Annotated in this window: 15 protein-coding genes; 12 read left to right on the plus strand and 3 right to left on the minus strand. The window is 69.8% G+C overall.

The genetic code is table 11. The features are described 5' to 3' along the window. Window positions 1–82 precede the first annotated feature (82 nt). Window positions 83–982: an ABC transporter substrate-binding protein gene (locus FHT37_RS02245; RefSeq protein WP_183478646.1), complete on the plus strand. Its 900-nt coding sequence runs from the start codon at window positions 83–85 to the stop codon at window positions 980–982. Between the two features lie 70 nt (window positions 983–1,052). Here the strand turns inward: FHT37_RS02245 and argF are convergent, their stop codons facing one another. Further along, complete coding sequence (gene argF, locus FHT37_RS02250) at window positions 1,053–2,015, minus strand: ornithine carbamoyltransferase (RefSeq protein ID WP_091723459.1); 963 nt, start codon at window positions 2,013–2,015, stop codon at window positions 1,053–1,055. After that, window positions 2,012–3,235, minus strand: a complete 1,224-nt coding sequence (locus FHT37_RS02255) for an aspartate aminotransferase family protein (protein WP_091723463.1) — start codon at window positions 3,233–3,235, stop codon at window positions 2,012–2,014. Before FHT37_RS02255 ends, argF begins: the two co-directional genes overlap by 4 nt. A 241-nt stretch (window positions 3,236–3,476) precedes the next feature. On the opposite strand from FHT37_RS02255, the gene FHT37_RS02260 reads away from it, so the two are divergent. The 3 genes from FHT37_RS02260 to FHT37_RS02270 all read left to right on the plus strand — a co-directional run bounded on the left by FHT37_RS02260 (window position 3,477) and on the right by FHT37_RS02270 (window position 5,785). Then, window positions 3,477–3,812 (plus strand): DUF3579 domain-containing protein, encoded by a 336-nt coding sequence (locus FHT37_RS02260; RefSeq protein ID WP_091723465.1) that lies wholly within the window; start codon window positions 3,477–3,479, stop codon window positions 3,810–3,812. Window positions 3,813–3,989: 177 nt separating this feature from the next. Next, window positions 3,990–4,982: a M14 family zinc carboxypeptidase gene (locus tag FHT37_RS02265; RefSeq protein WP_310739707.1), complete on the plus strand. Its 993-nt coding sequence runs from the start codon at window positions 3,990–3,992 to the stop codon at window positions 4,980–4,982. Next, on the plus strand, window positions 4,979–5,785 hold the full coding sequence (locus FHT37_RS02270; protein ID WP_310732145.1) for an alpha/beta fold hydrolase: 807 nt from the start codon (window positions 4,979–4,981) through the stop codon (window positions 5,783–5,785). Before FHT37_RS02265 ends, FHT37_RS02270 begins: the two co-directional genes overlap by 4 nt. 64 nt (window positions 5,786–5,849) lie before the next feature. On the opposite strand, the gene rpsT is transcribed toward FHT37_RS02270, so the two are convergent. Next, window positions 5,850–6,146: a 30S ribosomal protein S20 gene (gene rpsT / locus FHT37_RS02275; protein ID WP_067066702.1), complete on the minus strand. Its 297-nt coding sequence runs from the start codon at window positions 6,144–6,146 to the stop codon at window positions 5,850–5,852. Window positions 6,147–6,301: 155 nt separating this feature from the next. Here rpsT and murJ point away from each other — a divergent pair, with 155 nt between their 5' ends. The 8 genes from murJ (at window position 6,302) to FHT37_RS02315 (ending at window position 14,178) form a co-directional block, all read left to right on the plus strand. Continuing rightward, entirely contained in the window at window positions 6,302–7,876 is a 1,575-nt protein-coding gene (gene murJ / locus FHT37_RS02280; RefSeq protein WP_183478648.1) for a murein biosynthesis integral membrane protein MurJ, read from the plus strand. Window positions 7,877–7,950: 74 nt separating this feature from the next. Then, window positions 7,951–8,727, plus strand: coding sequence for a SirB1 family protein (locus FHT37_RS02285; RefSeq protein ID WP_091723472.1), 777 nt, complete (start codon window positions 7,951–7,953; stop codon window positions 8,725–8,727). Between the two features lie 150 nt (window positions 8,728–8,877). Beyond that, window positions 8,878–9,552 (plus strand): HdaA/DnaA family protein, encoded by a 675-nt coding sequence (locus tag FHT37_RS02290; protein ID WP_091723475.1) that lies wholly within the window; start codon window positions 8,878–8,880, stop codon window positions 9,550–9,552. A gap of 52 nt (window positions 9,553–9,604) precedes the next feature. Further along, window positions 9,605–10,273 (plus strand): HAD family phosphatase, encoded by a 669-nt coding sequence (locus FHT37_RS02295; protein ID WP_091723477.1) that lies wholly within the window; start codon window positions 9,605–9,607, stop codon window positions 10,271–10,273. Beyond that, window positions 10,270–11,904: a polynucleotide adenylyltransferase PcnB gene (gene pcnB / locus FHT37_RS02300; protein WP_091723479.1), complete on the plus strand. Its 1,635-nt coding sequence runs from the start codon at window positions 10,270–10,272 to the stop codon at window positions 11,902–11,904. The genes FHT37_RS02295 and pcnB overlap by 4 nt, the downstream gene beginning before the upstream one ends. Then, on the plus strand, window positions 11,901–12,440 hold the full coding sequence (gene folK, locus FHT37_RS02305; protein WP_183478649.1) for a 2-amino-4-hydroxy-6-hydroxymethyldihydropteridine diphosphokinase: 540 nt from the start codon (window positions 11,901–11,903) through the stop codon (window positions 12,438–12,440). The genes pcnB and folK overlap by 4 nt, the downstream gene beginning before the upstream one ends. Before the next feature lie 58 nt (window positions 12,441–12,498). Further along, window positions 12,499–13,146, plus strand: a complete 648-nt coding sequence (locus FHT37_RS02310; RefSeq protein WP_091723483.1) for a DUF47 domain-containing protein — start codon at window positions 12,499–12,501, stop codon at window positions 13,144–13,146. Between the two features lie 21 nt (window positions 13,147–13,167). Then, window positions 13,168–14,178: an inorganic phosphate transporter gene (locus tag FHT37_RS02315; RefSeq protein WP_183478650.1), complete on the plus strand. Its 1,011-nt coding sequence runs from the start codon at window positions 13,168–13,170 to the stop codon at window positions 14,176–14,178. Window positions 14,179–14,181: the final 3 nt, after the last annotated feature.

A 14,181-nucleotide genomic window follows, 5' to 3' on the forward strand; every position in this document is an offset into this window, starting at 1 on the left:
GCTACCCTGGACGGCGACATGGCGCGCTGCGGGGGCGGACGGCTCCGCCGCCAGCGGCAGCGTCGGCACGGGAGAAGACAAGATGACGACGTGGGGATTCGGGCGGCCGGACCGGCCCGCGCGCAGGTGCGCGGGGCCGGCGGCGATCGATCGCTGGACGCGTGCGCCCTGGCGTGCCGCGGGCTGGCTACTCTGCGCACTGGGCCTGGTCGCCGGGACGGCGCGGGCCGACTGCACACGTCCGATCCGGGTGCCGGTGGCGCCCATCGGCATGAGCGTGGTGACCTCGGGCGGCGAGGTCAGCGGCGTCTTCCCGGAGCTGATGCGCAAGGTGGCCGCGGAGACCGGCTGCCAGTTCGAATTCACCGTCGTGCCGCGGGCGCGCGTCGAGGCGATGTTCGCCGCCAACGGCGCTGACGTGCTGGTGCCGGCGACCCGGACCTCCAAGCGCGACCTGCATGGCGACTTCATTCCGGTGATGAAGGCCCGGGCGCTGCTGATCTCGCTGGCGTCGGACCGCGCGCCGATCGAGAGTCTGGCCGAGCTGGCCGAGCGTCGCGAACTGCGCGTGGCGGTGGTGCGCGGTTTCGACTATGGCGAGCCCTACCTGGAGCTGCTCAGGACGCTCAAGGCGCAGCGCCGCCTGGTGGTCGAGGCCGATCCGGCGGCGGTCGTGCGCGCGCTGGAGCGCAGCCTGGCCGACGTCACGGTGATGGCGCCGTCGATCCTGGCGGGAACGCTGCTGCAGGACTCGCGCACGCGGCCGCTGCTGGAGCGGCTGCGGCTGGAGCCGGTGACCGAGCTCACCTGGACCGACAGCGGGATCTACCTGTCGCGCCACCTCGTGGCGAAGGACCGCGAACTGCTCGCCGACGCGCTCGAGCGCAGCGCGCGTTCGGGCGCGGCCTGGAAGACCGTGCAGAAGCACTACCCGGCGGGCTCCTACGAGGAAGGGCTCAAGCCCCTCGCCGCCACGAAGTAGCGCGGCCGCGCCGCACGGAAAAAGGCCCGCGCGAGGCGGGCCTGGTCGTGCCGGAGGGGCCTTTCACCGCTCAGCCGATCCGGCCCAGCAGCAAGTACTCCATCAGCGCCTTCTGCACGTGCATGCGGTTCTCGGCCTCGTCCCAGACCACCGATTGCGGGCCGTCGATCACCTCGGCGGCGACCTCCTCGCCACGATGCGCCGGCAGGCAGTGCATGAACAGCGCGTCCGGCTTGGCCACGGCCATCATGTCCGCGTCGACGCACCAGTCCGCGAAGGCGGCGCGGCGCGCCTCGTTCTCGGCCTCGTAGCCCATGCTGGTCCAGACGTCCGTGGTCACCAGGTCCGCGCCGCGGCAGGCTTCCTTGGGGTCCTGGAAGACCTTGTAGCAGCGGGTGTCCTTGATGCCGGCGACCGCCGGGTCGATCTCGTAGCCGCTGGGCGTGCTCACGTGCACGGTGAAGCCCAGGATCTCCGCCGCCTGCAGCCAGGTGTTGGCCATGTTGTTGCCGTCGCCGACCCAGGCCACCACGCGCCCCTTGAGGCAGTCCATGTCGATCGCGCCGCGGCGGTCCATGCCGCGCTGCTCGATGAAGGTGAACAGGTCCGCCAGGATCTGGCAGGGGTGGTACTCGTTGGTCAGGCCGTTGATCACCGGCACCCGCGAGTGCGCCGCGAAGCGCTCCAGCTTGGTCTGCTCATAGGTGCGGATCATCACGATGTCGACCATGCGGCTGATCACGCGGGCGCTGTCCTCGATCGGCTCGGCGCGGCCCAGCTGGCTGTCGCCGGTGGTCAGGTGCACCACCGAGCCGCCCATCTGGTACATGCCCGCCTCGAAGCTGACGCGGGTCCGCGTCGAGGCCTTCTCGAAGATCATCGCCAGGGTGCGATCCTGCAGCGGCTGGTACTTCTCGTAGTTCTTGAAGCGCCGCTTGATGATCGCGGCGCGGTCGAACAGGTGGGCGTACTCTTCCGCGCGCAGGTCCTTGAACTGCAGGTAGTGACGCATGAGGCGGTCTCCCGGCTTCATGGCGTCGTCGCCGGCGCGGCCAGGAAGGCCTTCACCAGCGGCACCAGTCGTGCCGCGATCTCCGCGGCCTCGGCGCTGGACAGGATCAGCGGCGGCACCAGGCGGATGACCTTGTCGGCCGTCACGCTCAGCAGCAGGCCCGCGTCCATGGCCTGCGTCAGCAGCACGCCGCAGGGGCGGTCCAGCTCGATGCCCAGCATCAGGCCCTGGCCGCGCACCTCGACGACGCCGGGCAGGCCCGCCAGGCCGTGCTCGATCGCCGCCTTCAGCTCGGCGCCGACGGTCGCGGCGTTGGCCAGCAGGCCGTCGGCCTCCATCACCGCCAGCGTCTCGACGCCGGCCCGCATCGCCAGCGGATTGCCGCCGAAGGTGGTGCCGTGGTTGCCCGGTCCGAAGACCTTGGCGGCCTTGTCGCCGCACACCACCGCGCCGATCGGCACGCCCGAGCCCAGGCCCTTGGCCAGCGGCATCACGTCCGGCACGATGCCGGCCCACTGGTGCGCGAACCACTTGCCGGTGCGGCCGATGCCGCACTGCACCTCGTCCAGCATCAGCAGCAGGTCGTGCTCGTCGCAGAGCTTGCGCAGGTCCTTCAGGAAGTCGACGCGCGCGGCGTTGATGCCGCCTTCGCCCTGGATGGTCTCCAGGAAGATCGCGGTCACGCCGGGATGCGCGGCGAGCGCCTGGCGCAGCGCCTCGATGTCGTTCAGGGGCACGCGGACGAAGCCCGGCACCAGCGGGCCGAAGCCGGCCTGGACCTTGGGATTGCCGGTGGCCGACAGCGTCGCGATCGAGCGGCCATGGAAGGCCTTCTCGAACACGATCACCTCGGGATTGGCGTTGCCGCGGTCATGGCCGTACTTGCGCGCGATCTTGAGCGCAGCCTCGTTGGCCTCCAGGCCCGAGTTGCAGAAGAACACGTTGGTCAGGCCCGACAGCGCGCAGAGCCTGGCCGCGAGCTGCTCCTGCAGCGGGACGTGGTAGTAGTTGCTGGTGTGGATCAGCTTGCCCACCTGGTCCCGCAGCGCCGCCACCAGCCTCGGATGGTTGTGTCCGAGGGTGTTGACGGCGATCCCGCCCAGGCCGTCCAGGTATCGTCGGCCGGCCGTGTCCCACACCCAGGCGCCTTCGCCGTGCGACAGGGCGATCGGCAGGCGGCCGTAGGTTTGCATCACATGGGGTTCGGTCGGGGCGGCGAACGAGGAGTCCGGGGCGTTCATCAAGTCTCCAGGAAGTAGGAGGGGCAAGGGGGAAGCGGCCGATTCTACGGGTCGACCCCGGCGGGTGAGGAGATTCCTCCTGGACAGCGTCGGCAGGCCGGCTGACCAATGGGCGAGCAGAAGGCCATGTGTGCTGCGGCGCAACACATCCGAGGCACAATAGCGGTTTTGCCTGCCGCGGTTGACCCTCGTCAAAGGAGTGCCGCAGCCGCCGCGGGCCGGGACGCAGACCGAGTAGCCAATGACTGAGCAGCCCAAGCCGCGAGAAGTGTTCATCCAGGGGATCACCACGGATGGTCGCACCTTCCGCCCGAGCGACTGGGCTGAACGTCTGGCTGGCGCCATGTCCTGCTTTCGGCCCGGCGGCACCCGCAGCGGCCGAGACGCCTACCTCGGTTATTCCCCCTACTGCGTGCCGCGCGTCGTCAACGGCGTGAAGTGCGTGATCGTCAACGAGGCGCTGAAGTCGGTCGAGCCGATGGCCTGGGACTTCGTCATGAACTTCGCCCGCGACAACAAGCTGCAGGTCGTCGACGCCTGCCTGCTGCCCGACGGGCGCGAGTCCGGCAAGGCCTGAGCGACGGCCCCTCCCCGGGAGGGTGAAGGCCCGGCCCGATCGGGCCATCGTCAGCGCGCCCCTCCTCGCCTACGCTGCCGGGTTCCCCGCGACCCTTAGCCCGAGCGCCCGGACATGGCCGTCCTTCCCACCGACGCGGCCCCGCGGGCCGCGGCCGCCCTGCCGGAACTGCAGGAGTTGCTGCGCCTGATCGATCAGGGGGGATCGATGCTGCAGGCCCGCGAGTTGGCGAGCGTCGCCACCTCCGCCGGCGCGCTCCCGGTGATCGGCGTGACCCTGGGCAACCCCGATCCGTCGGTTCCTGCGCTCGGGTTCATCGGCGGTGTTCATGGGCTGGAGCGCATCGGCGCGCAGGTGGTGCTGGCTTACCTCGGCAGCCTGGTGCGGCGGCTGCGCTGGGATTTGAGCCTGCACCAGCAGCTCGAGTCGCTGCGGCTGGTGTTCCTCCCCGTGGTCAATCCGGGCGGCGTCCAGGCCGGCACGCGCGCGAACCTGCGAGGCGTGGACCTGATGCGCAACGCGCCGCAGGACGCCGACCGCGGCGTGCCCTTCCTGATCGGCGGGCATCGCCTGACCCGGCAACTGCCGTACTTCCGCGGCCCGGGCGGCGCGCCGATGGAGGCGGAGAGCGAGGCCCTGTGCCGCTTCGTCCGCGAGGAGCTGCTGGGGCGGCCGGTCGCGGTGTCCATCGACTTTCACAGCGGCTTCGGCCTGCGCGACCGCATCTGGTTCCCGTACGCGCGCACGCGCCGGCCGATGCGCCACCTCGCGGAGATCCACGCGCTGTGCGAGGTGCTCGATCAATGCCTGTCCCCGCATCCCTACGTGATGGAGCCGCAGAGCCGGCATTACCTGACCCATGGCGACCTGTGGGACCACCTGTACGACGAGGCGCTCTCCCTTGATCGGGGGATCTTCCTGCCGATGACGCTCGAAATGGGGTCATGGCTGTGGGTCAAGAAAAATCCGCGCCAGCTACTCTCCCGGCACGGCATGTTCAACCCGCTGATCGAACATCGACAGCAACGGGTCTTGCGCCGGCACATGGCTTGGATGGATTTCATGACTCGCGCGACGCAGAGCGCGTTCCGGTGGCTGCCGGGGCCGGACACACGAATCGATCACGGGGAGCAGGCGTTGATCCGCTGGTATCGGAGGACGGTCCGATGAGCATGCACACCTGGGTGCTGCTGCGTGGCCTGACACGCGAGAGCGGCCATTGGGGCGACTTTCCGGCGCGCCTGCAGCGGGCGTTGCTGGTGCAGCAGCCCGATGCGCGACTGGAGTTGCTGGACCTGCCCGGCAATGGCGACAAGCACCGGCAGAGCAGTCCCACCCATGTGGACGCCATGATGGAGGCCTGCCGCGCGGAACTGCGCCGGCGCGGCGTGCCGCCGCCGTACCAGGTGCTGGCGATGTCGCTGGGCGCGATGGTCGCCAGCGAGTGGGCGGCGCGGCATCCGGGCGAGCTCGACGGCGTCGTGCTGATCAACACCAGCCTGAGGCCGTTCAGCGCCTTCTTCAGGCGGCTGCGGCCGTCGAACTACTGGTCCTTGCTGATGCTGAGCCTGACGCGGCTGAGCCTGCGCCGGCGCGAGGCCAAGGTGCTGCAGATGACGACGCGGCTGCAGCGCCAGCCCGACCAGGTGATTGATGACTGGGTCTCCATCCAGCGACGGCGCCCGGTGCGCCGTCGCAACGCGCTGCGCCAGCTGCTGGCGGCAGCGCGCTACAGAGCCAGCCTGGCCAAGCCCGAGCCGCCGATGCTGCTGCTGTGCAGCCAGGGTGATTCGCTGGTGGACTGGCGCTGCTCGCAGGCCATCAGCCGCGCCTGGGGGGCGCCGCTGCGGCTGCACAAGCACGCCGGCCACGACCTGCCGTTGGATGACGGAGACTGGGTGGCGCGCAACGTCGTGGACTGGCTCCACGTGCGCGAGGTGGTCGGCCAGATCACCACCCCCATGCCGCTTTGATGCGGGAACGAAAAAGCCCGCCGAAGGCGGGCTTTGTTCGTGCACCAGAGCTGGAACTTGGTTATCAGGCGGCCAGCGCCTTGATCTTGGCGGACAGGCGGCTCTTGTGACGAGCAGCCTTGTTCTTGTGGAAGATGCCCTTGTCGGCGACCGAATCGATCACGGGCTGGGCGGTCTTGAACAGGTCGGCGGCCTTGGCCTTGTCGCCAGTGACGATCGCCTTTTGCACGTTCTTGATGACCGTGCGGAACTTCGAACGCAGCGCCGAGTTGGCGGCGTTCAGCTTGACGTCTTGACGTGCGCGCTTGCGGCCCGAGGCCAGACGCACGGTTTTCTTCTTGGCTTTGGAAGAGCTTGCCATTGTCTTATGGGTCCAGTTGGTGCAAAGACGGCGAGTATAGCAGCCAGGAATGGAAAAACCAAATCCGCGGCATTGCGGCTGAGCGGGACACCCATAATGCGCGGTCGCCCGCCGGGCACCCCCGCGCCTTTGCGCTCCGCCGCGCCGCTCCCCGCATGAATCTGCTCCGCACCGCCTCCGTCGTCTCGATCTTCACGCTGTTGTCCCGCATCACCGGGCTGGTTCGCGAGCAGATGGTGGCCGGCCTGTTCGGCGCGAACGCGATGACCGACGCCTACAACGTCGCCTTCCGCATTCCCAACATGCTGCGGCGACTGTTCGCCGAAGGCGCGTTCTCGCAGGCCTTCGTGCCGGCGCTGGCCGCGGCCCGCGCCAGGGACGGCGATGACGCCACCCGGCACCTGATCGACGCCGTCGCGACGGTGCTGCTGTGGGCGCTGCTGGTGACCTGCGTGCTGGGCGTGGTCGGCGCGCCGGTGCTGGTGTGGGCGCTCGGCGCGGGACTGTCCGCGCCCGCCCACGAGGCGGCCGTCGTGATGACGCGCTGGATGTTCCCCTACATCGGCTTCATGTCGCTGGTGGCGCTGTCGGCAGGCATCCTGAACACATGGAAGCGCTTCGTCGTGCCCGCGGTGACGCCGGTGCTGCTGAACCTGGCCTCGCTCGCCTGCGGCTACGGGCTGGCGCCGGTGCTGGAGCGCCATGGCTACGCGCCGATCTATTCGCTGGCGGTGGGCGTGATGGTGGGCGGGCTGCTGCAGCTCGCGCTGCAGGTGCCGGCGCTGACGAAGATCGGACTGATGCCGCGTTTCGCGCTGGGCCTGTCCGGCCTGCGCCGCGCCGCCGCGGACGAGGGCGTGCGCCAGGTCTTGCGCAAGATGGGGCCGGCGCTGCTGGGCGTCGGCGTGGCGCAGCTGTCGCTGCTGATCAACACGCAGATCGCGATCGCGGTGGGCGAGGGCGCCGCATCCTGGCTGACGTACGCGGACCGGCTGATGGAATTCCCGATCGCGCTGCTCGGCGTCGCGCTGGGCGTGGTGCTGACGCCGCAACTGGCCGCCAGCACCGCCAAGGGCGAGACCGAGAAGTACTCGGGCCTGCTCGACTGGGGCCTGCGCCTGACGCTGCTGCTGGCGCTGCCCTGCGCGGTCGCGCTGGTGGTCTTCGCCGAGCCGCTGGTGGCGGTGCTCTATCAGCGCGGCGCCTTCCGGGCCGCCGACGTCACCAGCACCGCCCACGCGGTCATGGGCTACGGGCTCGGGCTGATGGGGCTGGTGTCGATCAAGGTGCTGGCGCCCGGCTTCTACGCGCGCCAGGACATGCGCACGCCGGTGCGCATCGCCGTCGGCGTGCTGGTGCTGACGCAGCTCTTCAACGCGATCTTCGTCTTCGGCTTGCAGATCGGCGTCGCCGGTCTGTCGCTGTCGATCGGCCTGGGGGCGGTGGTCAACGCGCTGCTGCTGCTGCGCGGGCTGCGCCGGCTGGGCACCTACACGCCGGAAGCCGGCTGGGCGCTGTTCCTGCTGCGCGTGCTGATCGCCAGCGCGGCGATGGGCGCGCTGCAGTGGTGGCTGGCCGGGCACTTCGCCTGGGTCGGCGGCAAGGGCTTCCACTTCGAGCTGGCGCGCGCCGGGTGGATGGCGCTGAGCCTGGGGGCGTCGGCGCTGCTGTATTTCGGCGTGCTGCTGCTGCTGGGCGTGAAGCTGCGCCACTTCGCGCGGCGGGCCTGAGCGCCGGGGCGTGAGTTTCCGGACTCGGGAACCGCGCCGATGACGCCGGCAGGCCAGGGCGTAGACTCGGGCGCATGAGTTCGCCCCTGCAGTGGACGGTGCCGTCGGCGCTGGACTATTTCTCGACGCTGGTTGCCGACGACGACACGCTGAACCTGGCCGAAGCCGCCGCCGCGATCGCGCTGGACGACGTCCCCCGGCTGGACGTGCAGCAGGTGATGGCGGAGCTGGACCGGCTCGGCGAGCGGCTGCGCCAGCGCCTGCCGGCCGATGCGCCGCCCAGCCACCGGCTCCGGATGCTCAACCAGTACTTCCATGGCGAGCTCGGCTTCGCGGGCAACGTCAACGACTACTACGCCATCGGCAACAGCTACCTGCACCAGGTGCTGGCGACGCGGCGCGGCATCCCGATCACGCTGGCGATCATCTACATGGAGCTGGCGGCCCATGTCGGCCTGCGGGTCAAGGGCGTCAGCTTTCCGGGGCACTTCCTGATGAAGCTGCGGCTGCCGCAGGGCGAGGTGGTGCTGGACCCGTTCAGCGGGCGCTCGCTGGGGCGCGGCGAGCTCGACGAGTTCCTCAGCCCCTGGCGCGAGCGCGCCGGGCTGATGCCGCAGGAGCCGATGTCGCTGGATGCCTTCCTGGGGACCGCGTCGCCGCGCCAGATCCTGGCGCGCATGCTGCGCAACCTCAAGCAGATCCACATGGACCGGCAGGACCTGCCCCGGCTGCTGGCCGTGCAGCGCAAGCTGGTGGCGCTGCTGCCGGGGGACCGCGTCGAGCAGGTCGAGCTGGAGCAGTGCCTGCAGCAGATCCGGGACGGCGAAGGCGGGCCGGCGACCTTCCACTGAGGCCCGGTTTCCCTGCCCGTCCTCCGTCGACCCCCGCCTCCGGGTGGTCGGCGAGGCGGGAGGGTGGGAGGCGCCGCTTAGAATCCCGCTCCTTGAGGGCCGGGGCCTGGCATCGCCGCCGGGTCTCCCTCCATCCAACGCTGAAGTGGTTTGAAGCAGATCCCGCTGTCGCTCGGTCCCGAGCCCGACTACACCTTTGACACGCTCCTCACCGGCGCCAACACTGCGGCCCTCACGCACGTGCTGGGGCTGGGCGCGGGTTCGCCGCCGGTCTTCCTGTGGGGGCCGCCGGGCAGCGGCAAGACGCACCTGCTGCGCGCGCTCGCCCAGCACTGGCAGCACGCCGGCGCGCAGGTCGGCTGGTACGACGCCGACACGCCGCTGCCCTGGGAACTGCCCACCCACCCCAGCCTGCTGCTGCTCGACGACACGCAGCGCTTCGACGACGGCCGGCAGCATGCGGCCTTCGCGCTGTTCGTCGAGGCCGCGACGTTGGGGCTGGCGGTGGTCTCGACCGGCACCGCGCCGCCGGTGGACCTCGCGCTGCGCGAGGACCTGCGCACGCGCCTGGGCTGGGGCCCGACCTTCGCGCTGGTGCCGCTGTCCGAGGCCGAGGTGCGCGCCGTGCTGCGCCGCGAGGCCGACCGCCGCGGCATCGCGCTGACCGACGACGTCATCGACTACCTGCTCACCCGCTACGCCCGCGACCTCAAGCACCTGATGACGCTGCTCGACGGGCTGGACGAATTCGCCCTGGCCAGCAAGCGGGCCGTCACCGTGCCGCTGCTGCGCCAGATGCTCGCCGACCAGGGCGCGCCCGCCTGAGGCGCGTCGTGCCGCTGGTTGCAACGATTTCAAGGTTTTTCAAGGACATCACGTGGACCTGACCCTGTTCGACCTGGACGGCACCCTGATCCCGCAGGACTCGGATCACGCCTTCGGCGCCTACATGGTGGAGATCGGCTGGGCCGACGGCGCCGCCTGGGCGGCCCGCAACGACGAGTTCTACGCGCAGTACCAGCGCGGCGAGCTCGACCTGGACGAATACGTCGAGTTCGCCACCTCCGTCTGGCGCGCCCGTCCGCTGGCCGAGGCCGAGGCCGCCCGCGCCGAATTCATGAGCCGGGTCGTCGCGCCGATGTTGCGCGACAATGCGCGCGCACTGGTGCAGCGCCACCTGGATGCCGGGGATCTCGTGGTCGTGGTGACCGCGACCAATGAATTCGTGACCGCGCCGATCGCCCAGGCCTTCGGCATCGATCACCTGATCGCCGTGCAGCTGGAACGCGACGCGGCCGGCGCGTTCACCGGTCGCGTGCGCGGCACCCCGTCCTTCCAGGCGGGCAAGATCGTGCGCGTGAACGAGTGGCTGGCCGCGCAGGGCCGGCGCTGGGAGGATTTCGAGCGCGTGCATTTCTACAGCGACTCGATGAACGACCTGCCGCTGCTGGAGCGGGTCAGCCATCCGGTGGCGACCAATCCCACCGCGGCCCTCGAGACGCTGGCGCGCGAGCGCGGCTGGCCGATATTGAAGCTGTTCGAATGATTAAAAAACTGATCAACAAGCTGTTGGGCAAGCCCGAGGGGACCGCCACGCCGCTGGGCAAGCGGGTGGAAATCGCCGCCGAGGAGCACCGCATCGATCCGGCGCTGCTGGACGAGCGCGGCGTCAAGGTCGTCAAGGGGCTGACCGACGCGGGCTTCGAGGCCTACATCGTCGGCGGCGCCGTGCGCGACCTGCTGCTGGGACGCCGGCCCAAGGACTTCGACGTCGCCACCAACGCCACCCCGGAACAGGTCAAGAACCAGTTCCGCCGCGCCTTCATCATCGGCCGGCGCTTCCGCATCGTCCACGTGGTCTACGGCCGGGGCCGCGAGCACGAGGTCATCGAGGTCTCGACCTTCCGGGCGCTGCTCAAGGAGGACGATGCCGAGCAGGTGCAGGGCAACGAGAAGACGTCCAAGAGCGCGCTGGATGGCAAGTCGCACGTCGTCGACGCGTCCGGCCGGGTGCTGCGCGACAACGTCTGGGGCCCGCAGATCGAGGACGCCGCGCGCCGCGACTTCACCGTCAACGCGATGTACTACGACCCGCAGCGCGAGCTGGTGGTCGACTACCACGGCGGCCTGGCCGATGCGCGCAAGAAGGTGCTGCGCATGATCGGCGACCCCGAGACCCGCTACCGCGAGGACCCGGTGCGCATTCTGCGCGCGGTGCGCTTCGCCGCCAAGCTGGGGTTCACGATCGAGCCCAAGACGCGCGCGCCGATCGTGGCGATGGGGCCGCTGCTCGCGAACGTGCCGCTGTCGCGGATGTTCGACGAGATGATCAAGCTGCTGCAGACCGGCCACGCGCTGGCCAGCATCGAGGAACTGCGCAAGCAGGGCCTGGCGCGCGGCGTGTTCCCGATCCTGGACGCGGTGCTGGACAAGGACGGCGCGCTGCCCGACAACGTGCACGGCAAGTTCGTCCGGCTGGCGCTGGAGGACACCGACAAGCGGGTGGCCGAGGGCCGCTCGGTGGCGCCGAGCTTCATGCTCGCCTGCATGCTGTGGGGCGAGGTCCAGCAGCGCTGGCAGCGCCTGATCGACGGCGGCGAAGGCGCGGTGCCCGCGCTGCAGCAGGCCATCGACCTGGTCTTCGACGCGCGCGTGGGCGACATCTCCGGCCGCGGCAAGCTGGCCGCGGACATGCGCGAGATCTGGATGATGCAGCCGCGCTTCGAGCGCCGCACCGGCAGCGGCCCGCACCGCCTGATCGAACAGCCGCGCTACCGCGCCGGCTTCGACTTCCTGGCGCTGCGCGCCGAGGCGGGCGAGATCGATCCGGCGCTGGCCGACTGGTGGGAGGACTTCGCGCTGGGCAGCGAGGACGACCGCCGCGCGCTGCTCGATCAGGCGCGCGAGACGCAGCGCCAGACCGGTCCGCGCAGCAAGCCCAAGGCGGGCGGCGGACGGGTGCATTCGGTGCCGCGCGGTTCGGTGGCGGCCGGCAACGTGCCGGCGGTGCCGGTGGCCGGCGAATCGGCCGCGGCCTTGCCCATCGATCCCGAGGTGATGGACGGGGAGGGCGGCGCGGCCCATCCGGCCAAGAAGCGCCGCCGTCGTCGCAAGCCGAAGTCGGCGGGTGCCGGCGAAGCGTCGAGCGCCGCGCCGGCGTCCTCCGCCGACGAATGATCACGGCCTACGTCGGCCTGGGCGCCAACCTCGGCGACCTGCGGCGCACGCTGGAGGCGGCGCTGGCCGACCTCGCCGACCTGAAGGACCTGAGCGTCGAGGCCGTCTCCGGCGCCTGGCGCAGCGCGCCGGTCGGCTGCGAAGGGCCCGACTATCTCAATGCGGTCGCGCGCGTGCGCACCGGCCTGGCCCCGCTGGCCCTGCTCGAGGCGCTTCAGGCGATCGAACAGCGCCACGGGCGCGAGCGGCCCTATGTCAACGCGCCGCGCACGCTCGACCTCGACCTGCTCCTCTACGGCGACGAGACCCTCGCACTCGAACGCCTGACCGTGCCCCATCCGCGGCTGCATCAGCGCGCCTTCGTCCTCAAGCCCTTGCTGGAGCTCGATCCGGCGTTGAGCGCGCCGGGGCTGGGCGATCTGCGGAGCCATCTACCCGGCGTCGCCGACCAGGCGATCGAACGCGAGGACGAGCCGTTGCGCCGGCCCCATGGCCCGTTCGGGCCCCAGGCCGCTACACTTGCCGGTTTTCCGTGACACGGAAATGAACCATTTGTGACGATCCGGCGTGGATCGCACCGCGCGGAGCCTCCCCATGTTTTTCGGCAAGCTGCTGCCCCGTGAGGGCAATTTTTTTGAACTGTTCAATGAGCACGGCACGCAGATCGTGGAAGGCGCCCGCGCCTTCATGCTCATGATCCAGAACTACAACGACCTGACGCTGCGCGAGAAGTACGCCGCCGAGGTCGACAAGGCCGAGCACCACGCCGACCGCATCACCGCCGAGGTGAACCGGCTGCTGCACCGGACCTTCATCACGCCGATCGACCGCGAGCAGATCCACGGCCTGATCAACGCGATGGACGACATCCTGGACCTGCTGCAGGACTCCAGCGAAACCATGCAGCTCTACGACGTGCGCTCCATCCCCGACGAAGTGCTGCGCCTGGGCGAGCTCTCGGCCAAGTGCTGCGAGCGCGTCAAGCATGCCGTCACGCTGCTGCCCAAGCTCAGCGAGCCGCACACCGCCGAAGCCGCCATCAAGGCCTGCGAGGAGATCGACAAGCTCGAGTCCGATGCCGACCGCGTGATGCGCGCCGCGATGTCCAAGCTGTTCCGCGAGCAGGAGGACGTGCGCGAGCTGATCAAGCTCAAGGCCATCTACGAGCAGCTGGAGTCGATCTCCGACCGCTGCGAGGACGTGGCCAACCTGATCGAGGGCATCGTCCTCGAGAACTCCTGATCCGATAGCGGAGCGTCTGCTATGGGAACGATGCAGGTGGCCTTCTGGGTCGTGGCCATGCTGGTGGTGCTGGCCATCGCCTTCGACTTCATGAACGGCTTCCACGATGCGGCCAACTCGATCGCGACGGTCGTGTCGACCGGCGTGCTCAAGCCGCAGCAGGCCGTGCTGTTCGCGGCCTTCTTCAACGTGATCGCGGTGCTGTTCTTCGAGCTGAAGGTGGCGGCGACGATCGGCAAGGGCTCGATCGACGCGAGCATCGTCGATCACCATGTGATCTTCGGCGCCTTGATCGGCGCGATCGCATGGAACGTGATCACCTGGTTCTACGGCATCCCGTCGAGCTCGTCGCACGCGCTGATCGGCGGCCTGGTGGGCGCGGCGATCGCCAAGGCGGGCACCAAGGGCCTGATCATGAGCGGCATCGGCAAGACGGTGCTGTTCATCTTCGTGTCGCCGCTGCTGGGCTTCCTGCTCGGCTCCTTGCTGATGGTGGCGGTGGCCTGGCTGTTCCGGCGCAGCTCGCCGCTGCGCGTGGACAACTGGTTCAGACGGCTGCAGCTGGTCTCGGCCGGCCTGTACAGCCTGGGCCACGGCGGCAATGACGCGCAGAAGACGATCGGCCTGATCTGGATGCTGCTGATCGCGTCGGGCTACGCGAGTGCCGGCGAGCACTCGCCGCCGACCTGGGTGATCGTCGTCTGCTACCTGGCCATCGGCCTGGGGACCATGTTCGGCGGCTGGCGCATCGTCCGCACGATGGGGCAGAAGATCACCAAGCTCAAGCCGGTCGGCGGCTTCTGCGCGGAAACCGGCGGAGCGATCACGCTGTTCCTGGCCACCGCGCTGGGGATTCCGGTGTCGACGACGCACACCATCACCGGCGCCATCGTCGGCGTGGGTTCGACGCAGCGCGCGTCATCGGTGCGCTGGGGCGTGGCCGGCAACATCGTCTGGGCCTGGATCTTCACGATCCCGGCGTCGGCCTTCATCGGCGGGCTGTTCTACTGGATCAGCTTCACGCTGTTCTGAGCG

This window comes from Mitsuaria sp. BK037 (assembly GCF_014193045.1).
GTDB lineage: Bacteria > Pseudomonadota > Gammaproteobacteria > Burkholderiales > Burkholderiaceae_C > Roseateles.